The 19,822-nt window shown below is 61.6% G+C and carries 21 protein-coding genes; 8 read left to right on the forward strand and 13 right to left on the reverse strand.

Translation table 11 applies throughout. From position 1 onward, the window contains the following. Positions 1 to 19: 19 nt before the first annotated feature. Positions 20 to 970: a GlxA family transcriptional regulator gene (locus BFP92_RS15615; protein WP_065930247.1), complete on the reverse strand. Its 951-nt coding sequence runs from the start codon at positions 968 to 970 to the stop codon at positions 20 to 22. 181 nt (positions 971 to 1,151) lie between these two features. Between BFP92_RS15615 and BFP92_RS15620 the strand changes: the two genes are divergently transcribed. Then, positions 1,152 to 1,874, forward strand: coding sequence for a pirin family protein (locus BFP92_RS15620; protein ID WP_065930219.1), 723 nt, complete (start codon positions 1,152 to 1,154; stop codon positions 1,872 to 1,874). Positions 1,875 to 2,019: 145 nt separating this feature from the next. Then, positions 2,020 to 2,406, forward strand: coding sequence for a hypothetical protein (locus BFP92_RS32340; RefSeq protein ID WP_083221751.1), 387 nt, complete (start codon positions 2,020 to 2,022; stop codon positions 2,404 to 2,406). Positions 2,407 to 2,701: 295 nt separating this feature from the next. Here the strand turns inward: BFP92_RS32340 and BFP92_RS15630 are convergent, their stop codons facing one another. Continuing rightward, positions 2,702 to 3,700 (reverse strand): quinone oxidoreductase family protein, encoded by a 999-nt coding sequence (locus BFP92_RS15630; RefSeq protein ID WP_065930220.1) that lies wholly within the window; start codon positions 3,698 to 3,700, stop codon positions 2,702 to 2,704. Between the two features lie 102 nt (positions 3,701 to 3,802). On the opposite strand from BFP92_RS15630, the gene BFP92_RS15635 reads away from it, so the two are divergent. After that, positions 3,803 to 4,666, forward strand: a complete 864-nt coding sequence (locus BFP92_RS15635; RefSeq protein ID WP_065930221.1) for a LysR family transcriptional regulator — start codon at positions 3,803 to 3,805, stop codon at positions 4,664 to 4,666. 1 nt (position 4,667) lies between these two features. Here BFP92_RS15635 and BFP92_RS15640 read toward each other — a convergent pair whose 3' ends face one another. Beyond that, positions 4,668 to 5,624 carry a GlxA family transcriptional regulator gene (locus BFP92_RS15640; protein WP_065930222.1) on the reverse strand — a complete coding sequence of 319 codons (957 nt, stop codon included), beginning with the start codon at positions 5,622 to 5,624 and terminating at the stop codon, positions 4,668 to 4,670. A gap of 106 nt (positions 5,625 to 5,730) precedes the next feature. Between BFP92_RS15640 and BFP92_RS15645 the strand changes: the two genes are divergently transcribed. Further along, positions 5,731 to 6,273 carry an acyl-CoA thioesterase gene (locus BFP92_RS15645; protein ID WP_065930223.1) on the forward strand — a complete coding sequence of 181 codons (543 nt, stop codon included), beginning with the start codon at positions 5,731 to 5,733 and terminating at the stop codon, positions 6,271 to 6,273. 6 nt (positions 6,274 to 6,279) lie between these two features. Here BFP92_RS15645 and BFP92_RS15650 read toward each other — a convergent pair whose 3' ends face one another. From BFP92_RS15650 to BFP92_RS15670, 5 genes are all read right to left on the reverse strand, one after another. Continuing rightward, the gene (locus BFP92_RS15650) at positions 6,280 to 7,632 is read right to left on the reverse strand and encodes a Fic family protein (RefSeq protein ID WP_065930224.1); all 1,353 of its coding nucleotides are present in this window, start codon (positions 7,630 to 7,632) and stop codon (positions 6,280 to 6,282) included. Positions 7,633 to 7,782: 150 nt separating this feature from the next. After that, a complete protein-coding gene (locus tag BFP92_RS15655; RefSeq protein WP_065930225.1) occupies positions 7,783 to 8,571 on the reverse strand; it encodes an ABC transporter ATP-binding protein in 789 nt (262 codons plus the stop codon). Further along, positions 8,565 to 9,554 (reverse strand): ABC transporter permease, encoded by a 990-nt coding sequence (locus BFP92_RS15660; protein WP_065930226.1) that lies wholly within the window; start codon positions 9,552 to 9,554, stop codon positions 8,565 to 8,567. Before BFP92_RS15660 ends, BFP92_RS15655 begins: the two co-directional genes overlap by 7 nt. Continuing rightward, complete coding sequence (locus BFP92_RS15665; RefSeq protein WP_065930227.1) at positions 9,541 to 10,599, reverse strand: ABC transporter substrate-binding protein; 1,059 nt, start codon at positions 10,597 to 10,599, stop codon at positions 9,541 to 9,543. Before BFP92_RS15665 ends, BFP92_RS15660 begins: the two co-directional genes overlap by 14 nt. Before the next feature lie 142 nt (positions 10,600 to 10,741). Continuing rightward, the gene (locus BFP92_RS15670; RefSeq protein WP_065930228.1) at positions 10,742 to 12,061 is read right to left on the reverse strand and encodes an LLM class flavin-dependent oxidoreductase; all 1,320 of its coding nucleotides are present in this window, start codon (positions 12,059 to 12,061) and stop codon (positions 10,742 to 10,744) included. A gap of 347 nt (positions 12,062 to 12,408) precedes the next feature. Between BFP92_RS15670 and tal the strand changes: the two genes are divergently transcribed. Together tal and BFP92_RS15680 are read left to right on the forward strand one after the other, a co-directional pair. After that, a complete protein-coding gene (gene tal / locus BFP92_RS15675; protein WP_065930248.1) occupies positions 12,409 to 13,332 on the forward strand; it encodes a transaldolase in 924 nt (307 codons plus the stop codon). Between the two features lie 414 nt (positions 13,333 to 13,746). Next, entirely contained in the window at positions 13,747 to 13,995 is a 249-nt protein-coding gene (locus BFP92_RS15680; protein WP_056858072.1) for a hypothetical protein, read from the forward strand. A gap of 60 nt (positions 13,996 to 14,055) precedes the next feature. Here BFP92_RS15680 and BFP92_RS15685 read toward each other — a convergent pair whose 3' ends face one another. The 4 genes from BFP92_RS15685 to BFP92_RS15700 form a co-directional block, all read right to left on the reverse strand. Continuing rightward, complete coding sequence (locus BFP92_RS15685) at positions 14,056 to 14,412, reverse strand: lysozyme inhibitor LprI family protein (RefSeq protein WP_065930229.1); 357 nt, start codon at positions 14,410 to 14,412, stop codon at positions 14,056 to 14,058. Positions 14,413 to 14,425: 13 nt separating this feature from the next. After that, complete coding sequence (locus tag BFP92_RS15690) at positions 14,426 to 15,610, reverse strand: sugar transporter (protein WP_065930249.1); 1,185 nt, start codon at positions 15,608 to 15,610, stop codon at positions 14,426 to 14,428. A gap of 111 nt (positions 15,611 to 15,721) precedes the next feature. Further along, the gene (locus BFP92_RS15695) at positions 15,722 to 16,084 is read right to left on the reverse strand and encodes a hypothetical protein (RefSeq protein WP_065930230.1); all 363 of its coding nucleotides are present in this window, start codon (positions 16,082 to 16,084) and stop codon (positions 15,722 to 15,724) included. 86 nt (positions 16,085 to 16,170) lie between these two features. Beyond that, positions 16,171 to 17,169: a bile acid:sodium symporter family protein gene (locus BFP92_RS15700; RefSeq protein WP_065930231.1), complete on the reverse strand. Its 999-nt coding sequence runs from the start codon at positions 17,167 to 17,169 to the stop codon at positions 16,171 to 16,173. Positions 17,170 to 17,254: 85 nt separating this feature from the next. On the opposite strand from BFP92_RS15700, the gene BFP92_RS15705 reads away from it, so the two are divergent. Continuing rightward, complete coding sequence (locus BFP92_RS15705) at positions 17,255 to 18,043, forward strand: AraC family transcriptional regulator (RefSeq protein ID WP_065930232.1); 789 nt, start codon at positions 17,255 to 17,257, stop codon at positions 18,041 to 18,043. Positions 18,044 to 18,188: 145 nt separating this feature from the next. On the opposite strand, the gene BFP92_RS15710 is transcribed toward BFP92_RS15705, so the two are convergent. Continuing rightward, positions 18,189 to 19,202, reverse strand: coding sequence for an ABC transporter substrate-binding protein (locus BFP92_RS15710; protein WP_065930233.1), 1,014 nt, complete (start codon positions 19,200 to 19,202; stop codon positions 18,189 to 18,191). Between the two features lie 165 nt (positions 19,203 to 19,367). Here BFP92_RS15710 and BFP92_RS15715 point away from each other — a divergent pair, with 165 nt between their 5' ends. Further along, positions 19,368 to 19,796 carry a hypothetical protein gene (locus BFP92_RS15715; RefSeq protein WP_065930234.1) on the forward strand — a complete coding sequence of 143 codons (429 nt, stop codon included), beginning with the start codon at positions 19,368 to 19,370 and terminating at the stop codon, positions 19,794 to 19,796. Positions 19,797 to 19,822 lie beyond the last annotated feature (26 nt).

Consider the following 19,822-nt stretch of genomic DNA (forward strand, 5'->3'; position numbering starts at 1 on the left):
CCAGACGGACATTCCGGCGTCAACTGAACTGTTGTCGGTACTGCGTGGGGTTAAGGCCGAGTTTTTCACTGAACAGAAAGCGCATATGCCGCACGCTGCCGAAGCCTGCGCGGAAAGCCACGGTCTTGAGAGGCAGGTCAGTGCTTTCCAGCAGGTGCCGGGCACGGTCGATGCGCGCGCCTTGCACAAAGGCCATGGGCGTCATCCCCACTTCTTTAGCGAACAGCCGCGCAAAATGGCGCGCGCTCATGCCCGCCAGCGCAGCCATGGACACGATGCTCAATGGCTGGTCCAACTGCGCCAGCACCTGGTTCTGCACGCGGGTGATCGGGGTTTCCAGCGGCGCGACGGCGGCAGTCATCGGGCTGAACTGCGCCTGACCGCCCTGGCGTTTCATCACCACCAGCAACACCTTGGCGACGTCGACCGCCACCTGTCGGCCGTGGTCCTGGGCGATGATCGACAGCGCCAGGTCGATGCCGGCAGTGACCCCGCCGGAGGTAATCAAGCGGCCATCCTGCAAGTAAATGCGGTCGGTCTCGACGATGGCCTTGGGAAAGCCTTTGATCAGGCGATCGGTGTAATGCCAGTGCGTGGTAACGCGGTGGCCGTCGAGCAGCCCGGCATGCCCCAGCACAAAGGCGCCAGTGCAGATCGAACCGAAGCGCCGTGCCCGTGGCGCTGCGGCCCCAAGCCAGGGCAGCAACGCCGGATGGCATTCGTTATAAGCGCCAGGCCCGCCGGGCACCAATAGCAGGTCGTAGGCCTCGTCGGCATGGTCCAGTGGCAGGTCGGCATGCACGTGCACGCCATTGGAGGCGCGCAGCGGGCCGGGCTCAGTGCCGATCGTCAGGATCCGATAATGCTCCGCCGCCGGCAGGTAGCGGTTGGCGATGGAAAATACCTCCAGCGGCCCGGCCATATCGAGCAGCAGGAAGTCTGGAAACAGCACCATGGCCACGGTTTTCATCAAGAGCAAGTCCATCATAACGGGGAGTCGGGGCGGCATTATGGCACGCCTGAAACTGTCAACTAAAATGAGACATTAATTCAATTTTCAGCTTATTAATGAATCCGCTGAAAACCATTAACCTTCTTCTCAACGCAAGCGCTCTGCATTTCGCAGCCTGCGCTCACTAGAGGACAAGACCATGCTGACCCTTCGCAAAGCCTCGGAACGCGGCGCCGCCAACCACGGTTGGTTGAAGTCGTTCCACACCTTCTCGTTCGCCAACTACTGGGATCCCAAGGAGCAGGGTTTTTCCGACCTGCTGGTGATCAACGATGACCGCGTCGCCGCCGGCAAAGGCTTCGGCCAGCACCCGCACCGCGACATGGAGATTTTCTCCTATGTGCTCGAAGGCGCCCTGGAACACAAGGACACCCTGGGCACCGGCTCGGTGATCCGCCCTGGCGACGTGCAATTGATGAGCGCCGGCAGCGGCGTGGCCCACAGCGAGTTCAACCACAGCCAGAGCCATGGCGTGCACTTTTTGCAGATCTGGATTGTGCCGAATGTGGTCGGCGCCGAACCGCGCTATCAGCAGGAGCACTTCAGCGCGGCGCAGAAACGTGGGCGCTTGCAGTTGATCATCTCGCCGGAAGGCACGGATGGCTCGCTGAACGTTCGCCAGGATGCACGGGTGTATGCCGGGCTGTTCAACGGCGACGAAGCCGCCACCCTGGACGTGCCGGCGGACCGCCATGTGTACGTGCATGTGGCCCGCGGCAGCGTCGAACTCAATGGCCAACGCTTGCAGGAAGGCGACGGCGCACGGCTGCGCAATGAACGGCAGATCCGCCTGAGCCAGGGCGAAGACGCCGAGGTGCTGGTGTTTGACCTGCGCCCTCAGGACCTGCCGCAGATGCCTTGAGCGCCGGCACGATGGCCCGCCAAAACGGGCCATCGCTGGCGTCGATAGTCACCATCAGCGCAATGAAGTTCTCTTAAAAAATCCAACGCGTACCATCAAACCCATACCCGGCAACACCCAACTACAACTCTCGGAGCACACCACCATGAAACGCCAACTCTTGCTTAGCCTCGCTTTCTCGGTACTGGCTGCCAACGCTTTTGCCCACCCGGTTGTCGCTGAAGGCGGCGCGGATCGCCTGCAAGGCAGCCACGTAGCCGAAAATGGTTCTGACCGCCTGCAGGAACGCCGTATAGCCGAAGGCGGTGCTGATCGCTTGCAGGAACGCGGTCTGGCTGAAGGTGGTGCTGACCGCCTGCAGGAACGTGGCCTGGCTGAAGGTGGTGCGGATCGCCTGCAGGAACGCGGCCTGGCTGAAGGTGGTGCGGATCGCCTGCAGGAACGCGGCCTGGCTGAAGGTGGTTCGGATCGCCTGCAGGAACGCGGCCTGGCTGAAGGTGGTTCGGATCGTCTGCAGAGCAACCACGTATAACCCTCGCTGTTGGCGAGGCACCCCAAACCGGCCTGATCAGCCGGTTTTTTTTCGCCTGCGATCTGGCCATGTACCCACCCAACGTCTGGTTAACGGGCTGTTGTGGCGAGCAGGCTTGCCCTGCGTTGGGGCGCGCAGCGGCCCTGAAACCTGAACACGCGGTTTAACTGAAAAATCGCATTAGCCGCACTGGGGCCGTTTCGCAGCCCAACGCAGGGCAAGCCTGCTCGCCACAACAAGCCCACTCCCCCCCCAACAAACCTACTCACACAATCAAGCCCACTCACCCCACCAATCAGCGCAGGTCGCGGTCCACCCACAACACCGCCTTGCCAATCTGCTGGCGCGCTTCGATGCGCGCGTGTACCTGTTGCACCGTCTCCAGGCGGTAATGGCCCTCGATCTCGACGCTCAACGCCCCTTCCAGCATCGCCGCGAACACCGCATTGGCACGCCGCTGCACGGTCGCCCCGTCGGCCATATGGTCGGCCAGCCGTGGTCGGGTCAACAACAGCGAGCCCGCCTCGCCCAATTCAATCGGGTCAAGGTCGCTCAGCGAGCCCGACACGTTGCCATAATTAACGATCAAACCCCGCGTGCGGCAAGCACGGAAACTCTCGCGCAAGGTGGTTTTGCCGACTGAGTCAAACACCACATCCACCCCGCGCCCATCGGTGGCTTGCAGCACCTGATCGGCAAAGCCGTCATAGGTCCAGGCCTGGTGGGCGCCGCGTTGCCGGGCAATCGCGCATTTTTCCGCACTGCTGCCGGTGGTGAACACGGTCGCACCCAACCGCCGCGCCATCTGCACCAGCAACTGGCCGATGCTGCCGGACGCCGCGTGAATCAGGCAGTTGCTGCCGGCCTGCAAGCGCGCCACGTCCTCAACCAGGTAGTGCGCGGTGCAGCCCTGAAACATCGCCGCTGCGGCCTGATCGAAGCGAATCGCCGTGGGGATCTGCGCAACCTTATCGGCGGGCACATTGGCATATTCGGCATAGGCGCCCCAGGCAATGCACCAGGCCACCCGGTCGCCCACGGCCAAATGCCTCACGCCGGGGCCGACCTCAACCACCACGCCGGCGCCTTCCATGCCCAAGGTGCAGGGCAAGCGCACCGGGTACGTCATCGACGCCGCGTATTTGCCCTGGCGCGTATGAATATCCATGAAATTGATCCCGGCGCAGGCCACCTTGACCAGCACATGCCCCGCGGTGACCTGGGGTTTGGCCACATCATGGCGCAGTTGGGCGACGTCGGGGCCGCCGTAGGCTTGCAGGGTGATGGCTTTCATCAGGGAACAACTCCGTTTGCACTGGGAAGCGGCCATGGTAAAAGGGTTTATTCGGTTGGAATATTCCCCAATCCCTCCCAGCCTCTGTGCGGAAATAACCCGATGTTCGATTGGCAGGACCTCTACTACTTCACCGTGTTGGCCCGCACCCAGTCGCTGTCGGCGGCCGCCCGCGAGCTGCAGGTGGAGCACGCCACCGTCGGGCGCCGGGTCGATGCACTGGAAAAGGCCCTGGGCGTAAAACTGGTGGACCGCCTGCCCCGCAGCCGCCCGCTCACGGCGCAAGGCCTGGCCTTGGCGCACGTGGCGGCGGGCATGGGCGACATGGCCACGCAGGTGATGCGCCTGTCGCGTGTTGCCTCCATCGAACTGGCCGGCACTGTGCGCGTCAGTTGCCCGCCGTCCATCGCCAACCATTGCATTGCGCCCCAGCTTGCGCGGTTGCGCAGCCAGTATCCGCAGTTAAACCTGGTGCTGATGCCGTCCACCCAATTGGCCGCGCTGGACAAAGGCGAAGCCGACATCGCCTTGCGCACCCTGCGCCCCGACGAAGACGCCCTGGTGCGGCGCAAGGTCGGCGTGGTGCGCTTCGGCTTATACGCCGCACCTGCGCTCGAGCACTTGCCGGCGGCGCAATGGACCTTCATCGCCTACGACCCCAGCCGCGATCACCTGCCCCAGCAAGCCTGGCTGCATCAACTGCGCGGCCCGCGCCCCGTGGTGTTTGCCGCCAGCGAGTTGATCACCCAGCAAATGGCCGCCCGTGCGCAGGTCGGCGCAGTGGTGCTGCCCACCCTGGTGGGCGATGCCGACCCGCTGTTGATGCGGTTGCCCACGCCCAGCGACGGCCCGGTGCGTGATATCTGGCTGACGGTCTACCCGGACATGCGCCGCTCACCGTCGGTGAAAGTGGTGATGGAATTTCTGGTGGAATGCATTGAAGCGCAGGCGCAGCTACGTCGCTGATTCAGGCCGTGGCGAGGAATTTCTTGCGATACGCCGCCGGCAGCATCCCCACGCGCTGCTGGAACAGGCGGCGAAACGAATTACTGTCTTCATACCCCACCGCGTAGGTGATGCTTTCGAGGGTCATGCGCGTGGACTCCAGCATCTGCTTGGCCCGTTCCAGGCGCAGGGTTTGCACATAGCCCACGGGCGTATAGCCAGTCGCCTCCTTGAAACGCCGCTTGAAATTGCGCACACCAAAGCCAAAGCGCCGCGCCACGTCGTCAATCACCAACGCCTGAGCAAAGTGCTGCTCCAGCCAATGCTGCACGCGCAGGATCTCGCCGTCGCCGTGGTTCTTGGGCAACGACCACAGGGCGTACACCGACTGCTCGGTACGCACGCCGTCGATCAGCAGGTATTTGCCACAGGTCTGCGCAAGCTCTGGTGAACCGAAGCGGCGGATCAGGTGCAGCATCAGGTCCATCGCCGCGCTGGCGCCACCGCTGGTGATCACGCGGTTTTCTTCACACAGGATCTGCGCGTCCTCCAGGGTCACGTCGGGGTAACGGCGCCGGAACAGCTCGGCAAACGCCCAGTGGGTGGTAGCGCGCAAGCCTTGCAACAGGCCGTTTTCGGCCAGCAAAAAAGCTGCGGTGCACATCGATGCCAACACCGCGCCCTGGGCATAGTGCTCGCGCAACCACGGGCCGTAGGCAGGAAAGGTGGGCAACGCCTGCTTGAGGGTAAACAGGAAACCGGGGATCAGGACCAGGTCGGTGCGGCGCACCTGCGCCGCCGCGCACGCCACCTGCATGCACTGCCCGCTCCAAGTGGTGACGGGCTGGCCGTCCAGGGAGACCACCACCACCTCAAAGGGTGGGCTGTCGGCAAACAGATTGGCGGCGCTGAGCATTTCCAGGACGAGGGTGGCGTTGGCGGCAGAACAATCATCGGCCAGGAGCAAGGTAATGTGCATAAAAAGCCTGCTTGCGTTTTTCGCATGTAATAAGTCATTTGCGCACCTACCTTAGCCGATTCCGGCTCCGTACAGTGCGGCTTCTGATCAACTGCCTGGCACGTGTATGAATCTCTGGTTTCGATTGCTGTTTATGTTGTTCCGTCGCCCCTGGCGCAAGCCCGTGCAGGCGTTGGACACCACGGTGGTGCGCATGCGCGTGTGGCCGCTGGACCTTGACCTCAACCGGCACGTCACCAATGGCCGGTATTTCACCCTGGCAGACGTTGCGCGGATGGATTTCGTGCTGCGTACCGGCGCTTTTCGCGTGGCCCTGCGCAACAAGGCAATGCCCATCGTGGGCGACACCTGGGGCAAGTTCCGCCGCGAGCTGAAGCTGTTTGAAGTGTTCGAGGTACACACCCGCATGCTCGGCTGGGACGACAAATGGAGCCTGATGGAGCACCGTTTTGTCAGCCGGGGCCGAGTGGTGGGCGTGGTGGTGATGCGCGGCCTGTTCCGCTGCGCCAAGGGCACCCTGCCCCCGGCCGACTTTGTGCGCGAACTCGGGCTGGCCGAAGCGTCACCGCCCATGCCGCAGTGGCTGAGCGACTGGGCAAACAGTTGTGATGAGATGAGCGTGCAGTTGCGGGCGCAGGAGCAGGTTTAAGCGCACCTAGGCCTTGGATGCGAGTTTCTTCAGGTTGGCTTCGGCGTCATCCCTGGCCAGATAAAGGAAGCTTTTGCCTTCCTGGACCTTGAACAACACCTTCATGCCGACCAACTTCTCCAGGTCCTTACGCGCGGTATTTTCCGAAACGTCATAGTCATGGGTGATCTCCTTGGGCGTGAAGGTACGCCCTGGGTGTTGCAGCACCTTTTTAAGGAAATGCCCCTGCCGATAATTGAGTGCATCTTTCAATTCAAGCGTATCCAGCCAGCCCATCAGCTCGGTGGCTTCTTTCCTTTTGGCCTCGAAATACGTCATGAACGCTTGCATTGCACGTTCAATGACGCGCAGTTGGTAAATCACGAAATAGGTCAGGTCGAAGGCGTCGGTTTCCGTGTAGACATAGGAACGCCCATAGTGCATTGGCGCCTCTTTAAGCAGCGTGCTGATAGAAATATATTCAAACGGCCAGTAACCACTTTTGAGCATGAACCAATAAAACAAAGCGCGTGCGGTGCGCCCGTTCCCGTCCCTGAACGGATGCTCATAGCCCAGCATGAAATGCAGGATGATGGCTTTCACCACTGGGTGGATAAAGTGCCTGCCCTCCTGCCCATCATGCCGCTCATTGGCAAACCGGCAGAGCGCTTCAAGCCTGGCTGGCAGCAAGGCGGCCTTGGGCGGCTGATGCACAATGTCATTGCCCGCACCGCCGACAAACACATCGTCTTCGTCCCTGATGGCCCCCGGATGAACATGCGCCTCATCAATGCCCGCCGTGGCAATGCCATGAAACTCGCAGATCAACCCGAGCGACAGACTTTCGTCCTTGTTGTATTTGGCATGCTTCATCAGTTGATAGTTGTTCAGGATCATCCGCTCATCATCATCTTGAGGCGGGCGTTCCTTGGCCAACATGTCCTTGGCGATTTTACGGGTCGTCGCGGCGCCTTCCAGTTGGGCGCTGGAGATGGCTTCCTCCATCATCAAGGCGTCAACCAGGTAGCGGGTGTTATCCCGGTATTGAGGAGATGACGCCGCCGCCCCGCCCAACCTGGACGTCAGCGACTCTACGGCGTGAACGACCGCATCACAGAAGTCCGTGGTGCACACAAAAAAAGGGCTGCCGCACTCGCTGCGCAGTTCGAGGGTCTTGCTTGCGCAGGCCCGCGACATTTTGATCGCGGCCCAAGCAGCGTCTTTATTGATGCCCGGCGCGGGATATCGACGAAATTCATCCCAATGCAAGTATCGACCTTTGCCATCGACCGCTTTGTAGACGCGCGCCAGCTCGAAAACCTCCAGGCCATATTGCTTTAACAAGTCGGCGAATTCGGTTGGCTTATGGATTCTCGCCATGGCTGAAACTCAATTTTCTAAAATTGAGTTGATCCTTGTGCGTTGGGGTTGCCAGTGTCAAGGACTATGCAGTCAGACTGTGGCGGTGCGGGACGCGGAGCGCCCCAAGCGGCATTCCCACGCAGAGCTTGGGAACGATCAGACCGACAACTACCAGCTCTCCCCCAACCCCAACAACCCCATAATCTGCCGGCGCAAATCCACCAGATAGGCATCATCGCGATGCCGGGGGTACGGCCGATCGATGGTCAACTGCGCCTGGATCTTCGCCGGGCGGTCGCTGAATACGATCACGCGGTTGGCCAGCAGCAGGGCTTCTTCCACGTCGTGGGTCACCAGCAGCGCCGTGTAACCCTGGCGCTGCCACAGGTCGATAAGCTCCTTTTGCAGGGTGATGCGCGTCAGCGAGTCCAGCTTGCCCAGGGGTTCATCCAGGATCAGCAACCGTGGCTGGTTGACCAACGCACGGGCCAGCGCCACGCGCTGGGCCATGCCGCCAGAGAGTTGCCGAGGATAAGCGCGCGCGAACGGGCCGAGGCCGACTTTTTCCAGGGCTTGATCGACCTTGGCCGAGTGGGTCTTGAGCAAGCCTTGAGCCTCCAGGCCCAGTGCGACGTTGTCCCACACGCGGCGCCACGGGTACAGGGTCGGGTCCTGGAACACCACCACGCGGCTCGGGTCGGGGCCTTTGATGGCGTGCCCGTCGGCCAGCAAACGCCCGGAGTCAGCCGGTTCCAACCCGGCCACCAGGCGCAGCAAAGTGGATTTGCCGCAGCCCGAAGGCCCGAGCAACGCCACGAACTCACCGGGCGCCACCTCCAGGGAAACCCGCTCCAATACCGGCAAACGCTGCCCGTCCAGTGCAAAGCCATGGCTGAGGTTTTCAATGCGCAGCGCCAGCCCCGACGAGGGTTGGACTGCCTGTGCCAGCGCTACCATTTCATCGCTCCTTTCTGCCAGGCCAACAACCGGTCACGCACCAGGAACAACCCGGTGATCAACCCCGAACACGCCAGCGCCATGATCAACAGGGCCGCGTACATATTCGCATAGGCGGCCCAACCCTGGGCCCACTGCAAGTACCAGCCGATACCGGATTTAACCCCCATCATTTCGGCGACCACCAAGGTCGAAAACGAGGCGCCCAAACCCATGAACAGGCCGACAAACACGTGGGGCAACGCGGCGGGAATCGCCACTTTGAAAATCAGGAAACCCGGTTTGGCACCCAAGGTGCGCGCCACGTCGTAATAAGCTTTATCGACACTCGCCACGCCGGACCAGGTCAGCACCGTGACCGGAAACCAGGTGGCCAGCGCAATCAGGAACACACTCGCGCTCCAACTGCTGGGAAACAGGAAAAAACACAGTGGCAGCAACGCCGTCGACGGCACCGGCCCGAGGATGCGCAGCACCGGGTGCAACCAATAGCCGATGCGCGTGGACCAGCCGATGGAGACGCCCGCGACAAACCCGGTAGCAGCGCCCAACGCCACGCCCGAACCCAGCAGCAAGGCCGAATGCAGCAGACTGTCGGCCAGGCGCGCATAGTCTTCGATATACACCGCGAGCAAGGCCTGGGGCGGCGCAAAAAACGGCACCGGCAGCAGCGCCAGCTTGGCGGTGAGCAGCTCCCAGATACCCAGCAACACGGGCAAGGCAATCAGCCACGGCCCGGCGTTTTTCAAGCGCTGGCCGAGCCGCGAAAAACGCCGCCCCAGCAGGCTCAAGACGATGAACAGCGCAGCCACCGCCACGCACACATTGGCCAGCCCCTGGGTCATCGGCCAGTTGCGCACGGCATTGGGCCAATAGCTGATCAACAGCGCCACGGCCCCCCAGGCAGCCACCACCGTTGCGCCCTGCCAGCCGGCCTTGAATACCAGGCTTGGGTTCAGGGTGGTTGCATCAACTGAAGACATCAGCGGTGATCTCCTTGGCAAACTCCACCGGGTCGGTGCCCTTGCTGATCACCTCGACGGTTTTCAGGTCGGTGACATAGGTGGTGATTTCCTGCGTCAATGCCGCGCCGACCGCATGGTGACCGTGGGTGTGATCGTGCAGGATCGCTTGCACTTCTTCTGTCGTAGTATTGAGCGCATAGGCCTGGAAGCCCTTGGCGACTTCTTCGGGGTGCTGCACGGAATAATCATGGGCCTCCAGAATCGCCTGGGTCAGCGCCGCGACCACGCGCTTGTCTTCACGGACCAGCTTGCCGGTGACGCCGACCACGCAGCAGCTGAGGTTGGCGTATTCCTCCACCAGGTTGGTGGACAACTCCCGCGCCACGCCGGACTTGATCAGGCGGTACATGAACGGGTCACTGCCGCTGACCGCCTGCACTTCGCCACGCTCCAGCGCGGTGCCCAGCAGGTCGGCCGGGTACAGGCGCCACTCCACATCGCGCACCGGGTCGACGCCGTGCTTTTTCAGCAGGATCGAGAAGAAATTGCGGTCGGGGCTGGCCATGTCGGTGACGCCGATGGCCTTGCCCTTGAGGTCCTCCAGCTTATTCACGCCACCGTTCGCGGCACTCAGCAAGCGCAAGCAACCGCCGTGGGTGCCGGCCGTGAGCTTGACGTCAAAGCCTTGTTCCAGCGCCTTGAGCCAACGCAGCGCCATGCCGATGCCGGCATCCGCCTTGCCGGTGGCGATGGCTTCGAGCAGCACTTCGGTGGAGTTGCCGAAGTTGACCAGCTCTACATCAAGGTTGTGTTTGCTGAAAAATCCCTGGCCGTGGGCGATCACCACGGGTGCCAGGCACACAGCGTTGAGGTTGACCGCCAGTTTGAGCTTGCGCGGCGAGTCGAGGCGGATGAACGCGCCGGTGCCTGCTGGTTCCGCAGGCGTGCCGTGCCCGGCGTGCTCGTCGGCCGCAAAGCCCAGGCTGGGCAGCGCCAGGCCGGCCATGGAAATGCCTGCCATGCCGAGCAAGCGGCGACGGGTCAAGTGATCGAAAGCAGCCATGCGCAATATCCCTTTAAATTGATGTACCCAATAAAAAACACCGCCACCCTAATGTGGGAGCTGGCTTGCCTGCGATAGCGCAGTGTCAGCCGACAACGATGCAAACTGACCGCAGGTAAGTCAGCTCCCACATAGAACGCATTCAGTCCAGCCCCAGGTGCTCACGCAGCGTCGAGCCTTCGTACGCGGTGCGGAACAGGCCCTTGCGCTGCAAGTGCGGAATCACGCTCTCGACAAATTCGGTGAACGAGCCCGGCAAGTACCCCGGCGAAATCACAAAGCCGTCGCAACCGCCTTGCTCGAACAGCTCGGCCAATTGGTCGGCGATCTGCGCGCCGGTACCCACCAGTTGCGGCACGCGCACGCTGCTGGCGAAGATCCGGCCAAGTTGTTCCAGGGTCAGCTCAGCGCCTTGCATCAGCAGCTTTTCAGCGGCCGCCGGGTGAATCAGCGGCGACTGCGCCACCTCGGCCAGGGTGGCCGACAACGGGAACGGCGACAGGTCCACATTCAATTGCGAAGCCAGTGTCACCAGCCCCAACTCCGGCCGCGCCAGAGCGTTGTGCTGGTCGCGCTTGGCGCGGGCTTCGGCTTCGCTGCCGCCAATGAACGGCATCACCGCCGTGAGTATTTTGCAGCTGTCGGCGGCGCGGCCTTGTTGCACCACCTGGGCGCGCACGTCATCGCGAAACGCCCGCATCGCCGCCAGGTGCGGGTGAATGGTAAAAATCGCCTCGGCCCACCGTGCGCCAAAGCGCCGACCACGCCCGGACGAACCGGCCTGGATCAGCACCGGCCGGCCCTGGGGCGAACGCGGGATATTCAGTGGGCCTTCGACCCGGAACCACTCGCCCTGGTGTTGCACCGAGGTAATCAATGCCGGGTCGGCAAGCACCCCGCTTTCGCGGTCGAGCTTCAGCGCGTCCTTGCCCCAGCTGTTCCAGAGTTTCAGCGCGACCTCGACAAACTCATCGGCGCGGTCATAGCGCAGGTCATGCTCCAGGTGCTTGGCCTTGCCGAACAGGCGCCCTTCGCTGTCGTTCATCGAGGTGACGATATTCCACGCCGCGCGGCCCTTGGACAGGTGGTCCAGGGTGGCGAATTCGCGGGCAATATGCGCCGGTTCGTAATAGGTGGTGGAGCGGGTCGCGCCCAGCCCAAGCCGGGTGGTCTGGCCGATCAGGTACGACAGGATCGGCAACGGGTCCAGGCGCGTGGCGTCCTGGGCGCCGTAGCGCAAGGCAAACTCACGGGAGCCGCCCATCTGGTCGCCCACGGCCAGGCGATCGGCGAAGAACAGGAAGTCGAACAGGCCTTCTTCCACGACCTTGGCGATACGCGTGTAGTACTCGGGGTCGAGGTAATTGCCGACGGTTTCGGGGTGGCGCCATACCGCGTGGCTGTGCACCACCGGGCCGCTTAACAGGAAGGCTGACAAATGGATCTGGCGGCGTGTGGTCATAAAGCGTCTTCGCGGGAAAATTCGCTTTTGATTATATTAATCACACACGATTATGAAAGAATCATATAACTCTATGGTTATGCCCGATTGGTCGGATGTTGCAAAAAGTGCCCTAAGCTCAGATCGAAAGAGTATTTATCGAATGCTTTTTCATAACTCTAAGCTTGGCGCTATTTCGCAAAAAAATCGCGGTGATGACGGGCACGCCTTACGCCAAGGCGGTGGGTGCGCAGGATGTGCAGACCTGGAAGCCTTATGGCCGCGACAGGTTTGCACGCGCGGTAAACAGGGCGCCCCGGAAATGGTACAACAGCTACCCTTCACTCTTTTCCTGGGGACCACCGCTCATGACGTCCAAGCTCGAACAACTCAAGCAATTTACCACCGTGGTCTGCGACACCGGCGACCTGGAAGCCATCAGCCGCCTGCGCCCGGTGGATGCCACCACCAACCCGTCGCTGCTGCTCAAGGCCGCCGCCATCCCGGAATACGCCGAGCTGCTGCGCAATGCGGTGAACCTGTCCAAAGGCGATGTGGACCTGGCCTGCGACCACTTTGCGGTGTCGGTGGGCGCGGGCATTCTCAAGGTGATTCCGGGGCGTATTTCCACGGAAGTCGACGCACGTTTGTCGTTCGACGAAGACGCGCTGTGGGCCAAGGCCAACCAGTTGATCGCCCTGTACGACCAGGCCGGTGTCGGCCGCGACCGCGTGCTGATCAAACTGGCCTCCACCTGGGAAGGCATCCGCACCGCCGAGCGCCTGGAAAAAGCCGGCATCCAGACCAACCTCACCCTGCTGTTTTCCTTCGCCCAGGCCCAGGCCTGCGCCGATGCCGGGGTGTTTTTGATCTCGCCGTTCGTGGGCCGCATCTACGACTGGTACCGCAAAAACACCGGCCTGGACTACACCGGTGCCGAAGACCCGGGCGTGCAGTCGGTGACGCGTATCTACAACTACTACAAGGCCAACACAATCGACACCGTGGTGATGGGCGCAAGCTTTCGCACCTTGAGCCAGATCGAAGAACTGGCCGGTTGCGACCGCCTGACCATCAGCCCTGACCTGCTGCAAAAACTGGCTGATGATAACGGCGTGCTGGAACGCAAATTGGCGCCGGGTGCCGAGGGTGAAGCGCGCCAGCCATTGACCGAAGCGCAGTTCCGCTGGGCGTCGAATGAAGATGCGATGGCGACTGAAAAACTGGCCGAAGGCATTCGCCAGTTTGCGCGGGACCAGGAGAAACTCGAGGCGGTACTGGCTGCACTGTAAGGGTCTAAAACCGCATGCGGTCAAATGTGGGAGCTGGCTTGTGGCGAGCAGGCTCCCACAGAAAAGCAGATTGCCGCACAGGCGAATGATCCAAATTTTAGATCCCGCCCATTTGCCTGTTGCCCCTGAGAACCTCGCACGTTAACCTTTCAACTCGCAGCAAACGCTGCGATTGGACTTGGCGGTCCGACCAGATATAGGCGCAACAGCGCCCCCAACACGATTGCAGGCGCTTTTTTGCGCCCGTGATTTTGTGCAATGGCGGGTTGCGCAGGGACTTCTTCGGAAGTGCCGGGTCCTATATCCCCGGTCCGCCAACCTTGCGTAATCCGCCACCCTAATTCTGCTTGGCGGCAGAAGGTGACGGCTCATTCAGATATAGGAGCAAGATCCATGACCGCACAAGATCGGTATATGCCCATCACAGGCCCCGATTGCACTATCCCTACCCTGCTTATCGACACTCAGGCACCACTGGACGCACTGCATGATGCCGCGGTGTTTCGCATACGGGCAGTCACTCAATTTCTGGAGAACCTGGCGCTTCGCGATGGGCTCAGCAGCGACGCTGTTGTGCTGCAGGACTTCGCGTTGCTGTTGAGTATTCCACTGCGTGACGGTTGCGATTTACTCGATGTGATTGGGCGAAGATTGCGAGCGTAGGGCTGTAAAGAAAAATGGGCGACCTCTTGGTCGCCCTCTAACTGCCGCATCGGGAATGACTCAAAACGGCCCTTTCGTCATCACCCGCTCATCAATAAACCCGCGCAACATGCCGATCCGCTGCGTATAAGCAGCGCTCAGGCAACTGACTTTTGCCCCGCAGGCATGGCGCTGCTTGAGCCACTCGGCCTGCCCGTCCATCAACGAACCGCGCCCGCCCATGGCCATAAAGTGCTTGTTCAGGTCGTAGAGCAACGCCATGGTCACGTCCTGATCGTTGAGGCTGACGTTTTTGCAGATGGTGATTTCGTCAGGTGCCCGAGCCTTGGCGCAGTCGAAGCTGGCGGCAACGCTCGAAGGGCTGAGCAACAGCGCAGACACGCTGGCAAACATCGCGAAAACAGCAGGTTTGATCATCAATCGTTACTCCTCAGTTACGCACCACACCCGTCCCAAACTTGCGAATCGCCAGGCAATACCCGATCAACGCCACTGCCGCCAACGCCCCGCCCGCCACGCCGATCCAGGCGAAGCCGAAGTGGCTGCCGACCCAGCTGCCCATCAGGGCGCCGCCGCCGATGCCGATGTTGTAGATGCCGGAGAACATTGCCATGGCCACGTCGGTGGCGTCCGGTGCCAGCACCAGTACCTTCGATTGCATCGCCAGGCCGAAGCCCATGATGGCCATGCCCCAGAAAATGCTCAGTACCACCAGGTATGACTCGGCGCCGCTCAGGGGCAGCATCAGCATCAAGCAGGCCGCGAGCAGGAACACCGCGCTGACCACGAAAATATGCGGGTTGAAACGGTGCACCAGGCTGAACAGCAGCGAACCGATGATGCCCGCGCCGCCGAACACCAGCAAAATCAGGGTCACGGCGCCGCCGCCCAAACCGGCCACGCCTTCGACGAAGGGTTCGATGTAGCTGTAGGCGGTAAATTGCGCGGTGACGGTCATGGCGGTGAGCACGTACAGCGCCACCAGTGCCGGGCGCTTGAACAGCAACGGCAGGCTGCGCAGCGAGCCGGAGTTCTGGCTCGGCAGCGGCGGCAAGGTGCGCGCCAGCCAGAACACCAGGGCGGCGGCAAACGCGGCGATCACCAGGAAGGTGGTGCGCCAGCCCATGGCTTCGCCGAGCAGACGGCCCAGGGGAATGCCCAACACCATCGCAAGGGACGTGCCGGTGGCCAGTAACCCAAGGGCTTGCACCTGCTTGCCTTCCGGCGCCAGGCGCACGGCCAGGGACGCGGTAATCGACCAGAACAGCGCGTGGGACAACGCAATGCCGATACGACTGACCATCAGCAGGCCGAAACTGTTGGCGACGCTGGAGAGGATATGGCTGGCGATAAACAGGCCGAACAGCACGATCAGCAATTTGCGCCGCTCGACGTTACGCGTCAGCAGCATCACCGGCAGCGAGGTCAGCGAGACGATCCAGGCATAGATGGTGAGCATCAGGCCGACGCTGGCGATGGGCATGTCGAAGCTCGCGCCGATGGCGCTGAGCAAACCGACGGGCACGAATTCGGTGGTATTGAACACAAAGGCGGCCAACGCCAAGGCGATGACCGGTTGCCAATTGGCTTGGGGGGTGGCGGCTGAAATGCTCATTGGCGGGCGAGATACTCTGGCGATGATCCAACGGCCGCGCAGAACAGCGCCGCCGCCGAGCATTCTATAGGTTTCTTGGCCCGCTGTTGACGCGGATCGTCGCCCGACGGCTTAGGGCGAGGTCATGGTAATCACGTAGTTGCCCGACTGGATCGGCTTGCCGCCAGCGTCCACCAGCAGGTAACGCTGGTTGTAATAACGCCCGTCGCCGCTGTCTGCCACCAGCTTTACATGGGCGGCGTTGACGCTGGCCACTGGCGCCATATTGCGCACCTCGAAGCGGCTGCCGCGATTGGAACTGGCGCACCCGGTCAACTCCATCACCGCGCCACTGCGCGCATTTGTCGCACAGCCGGGTTCGACAATGGCGCCGCGAAATTGAATGGTGCCCTGCCCGATGGTCTGCGCGGCACCACAGGCGCCCGCCCATAGGCAAAACAGGCCGGTAAACAGCGAAATACCTTTAACGTTCATGCCGACACTCCTTATTGGGCTCTCAATAAGGAAGTCGTCCGCTCGGGCGTTAACTTGAGGTCAATCGCGCCAAGGTGTGCGCTGGATCACGGATCGACCTGGCCCATCATCTCGGGGATGCTTTCCGGGCGCTTGGCGTAGCGCTGCGCCAACGCCGCACAGACCATCAACTGGATCTGGTGAAACAGCATCAACGGCAAAATCAGCACGCCCATGGTCGCCCCGGCGAACAGCACCTGGGCCATCGGCACGCCGGTGGCCAGGCTTTTCTTCGAGCCGCAGAACAGGATGGTGATGCGGTCTTCCTGGCTGAAGCCAAACGCCTTGCCCAGCACGGTGGACGCCACCAGCACCAAGGCCAGCAACACGCAGCAGGCGACGACCAGACCGCCCAGCTCCCACAGCGGGATCTGGTGCCAGATGCCTTCGTTGACCGCTTCGCTGAAGGCGCCATACACCACCAGCAGAATCGAGCCCTGGTCGACGAACTTCAGCCAGGACTTGTTACGCCCCACCCACTCGCCAATCCAGCGCCGGGCGATTTGGCCCGCCACAAAAGGCAGCAACAGTTGCACGCTGATTTTCAGGATGGCGTCGACCGTGGAGCCGCCATCGCCGTGCACGTTAAGCAGCAAGGTGACCAGCAACGGCGTCAGGAAGATGCCGAACAGGCTGGAAGCCGCCGCGCTGCAGATGGCTGCCGGGATGTTGCCGCGCGCCAGCGAGGTGAAGGCAATCGCCGATTGCACCGTGGCCGGCAGCGCGCACAGATACAGCATGCCCATGTACAGGTCATTGCCGATCAGCGGCGACAGCAGCGGCTTGAGCGCCAGGCCCAGCAACGGGAACAGCACAAAGGTCAGGCTGAACACCAGCAAATGCAGGCGCCAGTGCCCGGCACCGGCAACGATGGCCTGGCGTGACAGCTTGGCGCCGTGCAGGAAAAACAGCAGCGCGATGGCCAGGTTCGTCACCCAGCCGAAGGCCACGGCGGTCTGGCCGCTGGCGGGCAGCAGTGAGGCGAGGATCACCGTGGCGATCAGGGTCAGGGTGAAGTTGTCAGGTAGAAAACGCGGGCGGGTCATAAGCAAATCTTCCAGGGGTTGCCAAGAGCATCGCTGCGACTCTAACTTAACGGCTTGTTACCGACTAACGCCAATGAGCCAGTAAATGCCGCCTAAACGACATGACAAGACGGTTCGGCGCACTGTCCCCGGGCTTTCCAGCCTGCCGCGCCCGGTGTATGGGCGCACCGAATCACTGCCCAACCGCGCGCTGACCCGTCGGCACAGCCACCCGTGGGTGCAGCTGTCGTATGCGATTTCGGGGGTGCTGGAGATCCAGACCAGTGTCGGCCGCTTCGTCGCCCCGCCTCAGCGTGCCGTGTGGATTCCGGCGGGCGTGCCGCACCGGGTATTCAGTTCACCGCACACGGAAATGCGCAGCCTGTACCTCGATTGCAGCGTCACCGCCTGGGCGGCCGAGCGTTGCCAGGTGCTGGAGGTGAGCAGTTTGTTGCGCGAGTTGATCCGCAGTTTCAGCGAGTTGCCGGTGGAATATGCCGAGGATGGGCCAGACGGGCGGCTGGCTCAGGTGGTGCTCGACCAGCTTGCGGCCGCCCCCCAAGTGGATTTGATGCTGCCATTGCCCCATGACCCGCGGCTGCGGCAGATTTACCGCAGCCTGAACCTGCACCCGGAGCAGCAGACCACCCTGGGGGATTGGAGCCAGAAGCTTGGGGTCAGTGAAAAGACCCTGAGCCGGTTGTTTTTGAGTGACACCGGGCTGACCTTTCGCGCCTGGCGCCAGCGCCTGCGCTTGCTGAGCGCCCTGCCCGCGCTGGAGCAAGGCGAACGGGTGACGGATGTGGCGCTGGGGTGTGGGTATGAGTCGACGTCGGCGTTTATCAATGCGTTTCGGCAGCAGTTTGAGTCTACGCCCGGCGAATTCTTCCGCTGACATAACAGGTCTAGGAGATCCAATTGTGGGAGCGGGCTTGCTCGCGAATACGGTGGACCAGCCAATGAATCTGGCGACTGACACACCGCATTCGCGAGCAAGCCCGCTCCCACACCTTGACTGTATTTCACTTCAAAAAAGGCGCTTAGCTGCCATCTCCACCATGGGCCTCTTCAAAGAAGTAATCCTTCCAGCTCGCCGCCTTGTTCTTCAGCACGCCCAATTCCTGCAACTTCTGCGCATAGATAAACGTACGCTGCGGCACGATGGTGAAGTCGATTTCCGGGTCCTGGACGATTTTCTCCACCAGATCCAACGGCAGCTTGGACTCCTCTACGCGGATATACGTCTTGGCGGCCGCAGGTTTATCGGCCTTGATGATCTTCTCGGCCTCCGCCAGCGCGTCATAAAACGCCTTGTAGGTCTTGGGGTTGTCATCGTGAAATTTTTGCGTGGTATAGAGCACGTTGAACGACGCCTGCCCGCCAAGAATGTCGTAGGAACTGAGCACCTTGTGCACGTTGGGGTTCAACAACTCCTGATACTGAAACGGCGGGCTGGAGAAGTGTGAGTTGATCTCCGAACCACCGGCGATCAACGCCGCCGTGGCATCCGGGTGGGCCAGGCTGATGGAGATGTCGTCAAACTTCTTGAAATTGGCATCGCCAAACAGCTTGGCGGTCTCGATCTGCAAGGTCCGCGACTGGAAACCCACGCCGGCGGCCGGCACAGCGATGCGGTCTTTCTCGGTGAAGTCCTGCAGGGTCTTGACGTTGGGGTTATTGGTCAGCAGGTAATTGGGCATCGAACCCAGGGAGGCGATAGCCTTGACGTTCTGCTTGCCCTTGGTGCGGTCCCACAGGGTGAGCATCGGCGGCACACCGGCCGAGACCACATCCAGGGCGCCGGCCAGCAGCGATTCATTCATGGCGGTGGCGCCGGAAATGCTGTTCCATTCCACCTGGATATCCAGGCCCTGCTCCTTGCCATGTTTTTCGATCAGGTGCTGGTCGCGCACCACGTCGAGGATCAGGTAGCCGATACCGAATTGCTGGGCAATGCTGATCTTGCCTTCGGCCTGGGCGCCGGGGCTGAGCAAGGCGCTCGCGGCCGCCAGGGACGCGGCCAACAGGGTCAGGGAGGAACGCTTGAAAGTCATGGGAATCTGCCGCGTTTTCGGGAAGGTGATAGAGCCTAGCGACGAATTTTAAGACTGGAAAAGAATATCGGGATCTATTGTTATGCTAATCATCCCCAAAATGCCCTATGGCTGTTATTGTGCCGCGCTTTGAAATACACCTGCCAACCTGCGAGGAAATAGCCGTTGAACACTGACGATAAAATGACTGGGGATCTGTTCGAGGTCGATAAGCGCCTGTCACTCAAGCCCGTGGTGGACTTCAACGCTTACCTGCGCAGCGCGTTCGGCGATGGCCCGTGCACCTGCGTGCGCTGCACCGCCGCCAACGGCGACGAAACCGGCTACGCGTTCCAGCACACCTTCAGCTTTGACGGCAAACCTACGCACCGCCGCTTCGCCTCAACGGCGGGCAGTGATGTGTTGATGGTGTTGAAGAAAGCGTGGTTGTCCTACACCAAGGCCGAGCTGCCGCTCAGTGGTGCGTTGGTGCTGGAGACGGTGAAGGAGTTTGTCGAGCCGCAGTTGCACAAGCGTGTGGCGCCGCTGTTTTTGGCCAGTGGGTTGGTCAAGGATGTTGAAGGCGAACTGCAGATTCAGCCCCAGGCCGCCTGATTCCAGCAGCACCACAGGTGACCGAG

The sequence above is a fragment of the Pseudomonas sp. 58 R 3 genome, assembly GCF_900006605.1.
In the GTDB taxonomy this organism is placed as follows: domain Bacteria; phylum Pseudomonadota; class Gammaproteobacteria; order Pseudomonadales; family Pseudomonadaceae; genus Aquipseudomonas; species Aquipseudomonas salomonii.

What these genes read in the sequence shown, in the direction of transcription:
- BFP92_RS15615 (WP_065930247.1), bottom strand. Translation starts at nt 970, where the DNA reads ATGAAAACCGTGGCCATGGTGCTGTTTCCAGACTTCCTGCTGCTCGAT.
- BFP92_RS15620 (WP_065930219.1), top strand. Translation starts at nt 1,152, where the DNA reads ATGCTGACCCTTCGCAAAGCCTCGGAACGCGGCGCCGCCAACCACGGT.
- BFP92_RS32340 (WP_083221751.1), top strand. Translation starts at nt 2,020, where the DNA reads ATGAAACGCCAACTCTTGCTTAGCCTCGCTTTCTCGGTACTGGCTGCC.
- BFP92_RS15630 (WP_065930220.1), bottom strand. Translation starts at nt 3,700, where the DNA reads ATGAAAGCCATCACCCTGCAAGCCTACGGCGGCCCCGACGTCGCCCAA.
- BFP92_RS15635 (WP_065930221.1), top strand. Translation starts at nt 3,803, where the DNA reads ATGTTCGATTGGCAGGACCTCTACTACTTCACCGTGTTGGCCCGCACC.
- BFP92_RS15640 (WP_065930222.1), bottom strand. Translation starts at nt 5,624, where the DNA reads ATGCACATTACCTTGCTCCTGGCCGATGATTGTTCTGCCGCCAACGCC.
- BFP92_RS15645 (WP_065930223.1), top strand. Translation starts at nt 5,731, where the DNA reads ATGAATCTCTGGTTTCGATTGCTGTTTATGTTGTTCCGTCGCCCCTGG.
- BFP92_RS15650 (WP_065930224.1), bottom strand. Translation starts at nt 7,632, where the DNA reads ATGGCGAGAATCCATAAGCCAACCGAATTCGCCGACTTGTTAAAGCAA.
- BFP92_RS15655 (WP_065930225.1), bottom strand. Translation starts at nt 8,571, where the DNA reads ATGGTAGCGCTGGCACAGGCAGTCCAACCCTCGTCGGGGCTGGCGCTG.
- BFP92_RS15660 (WP_065930226.1), bottom strand. Translation starts at nt 9,554, where the DNA reads ATGTCTTCAGTTGATGCAACCACCCTGAACCCAAGCCTGGTATTCAAG.
- BFP92_RS15665 (WP_065930227.1), bottom strand. Translation starts at nt 10,599, where the DNA reads ATGGCTGCTTTCGATCACTTGACCCGTCGCCGCTTGCTCGGCATGGCA.
- BFP92_RS15670 (WP_065930228.1), bottom strand. Translation starts at nt 12,061, where the DNA reads ATGACCACACGCCGCCAGATCCATTTGTCAGCCTTCCTGTTAAGCGGC.
- tal (WP_065930248.1), top strand. Translation starts at nt 12,409, where the DNA reads ATGACGTCCAAGCTCGAACAACTCAAGCAATTTACCACCGTGGTCTGC.
- BFP92_RS15680 (WP_056858072.1), top strand. Translation starts at nt 13,747, where the DNA reads ATGCCCATCACAGGCCCCGATTGCACTATCCCTACCCTGCTTATCGAC.
- BFP92_RS15685 (WP_065930229.1), bottom strand. Translation starts at nt 14,412, where the DNA reads ATGATCAAACCTGCTGTTTTCGCGATGTTTGCCAGCGTGTCTGCGCTG.
- BFP92_RS15690 (WP_065930249.1), bottom strand. Translation starts at nt 15,610, where the DNA reads ATGAGCATTTCAGCCGCCACCCCCCAAGCCAATTGGCAACCGGTCATC.
- BFP92_RS15695 (WP_065930230.1), bottom strand. Translation starts at nt 16,084, where the DNA reads ATGAACGTTAAAGGTATTTCGCTGTTTACCGGCCTGTTTTGCCTATGG.
- BFP92_RS15700 (WP_065930231.1), bottom strand. Translation starts at nt 17,169, where the DNA reads ATGACCCGCCCGCGTTTTCTACCTGACAACTTCACCCTGACCCTGATC.
- BFP92_RS15705 (WP_065930232.1), top strand. Translation starts at nt 17,255, where the DNA reads ATGCCGCCTAAACGACATGACAAGACGGTTCGGCGCACTGTCCCCGGG.
- BFP92_RS15710 (WP_065930233.1), bottom strand. Translation starts at nt 19,202, where the DNA reads ATGACTTTCAAGCGTTCCTCCCTGACCCTGTTGGCCGCGTCCCTGGCG.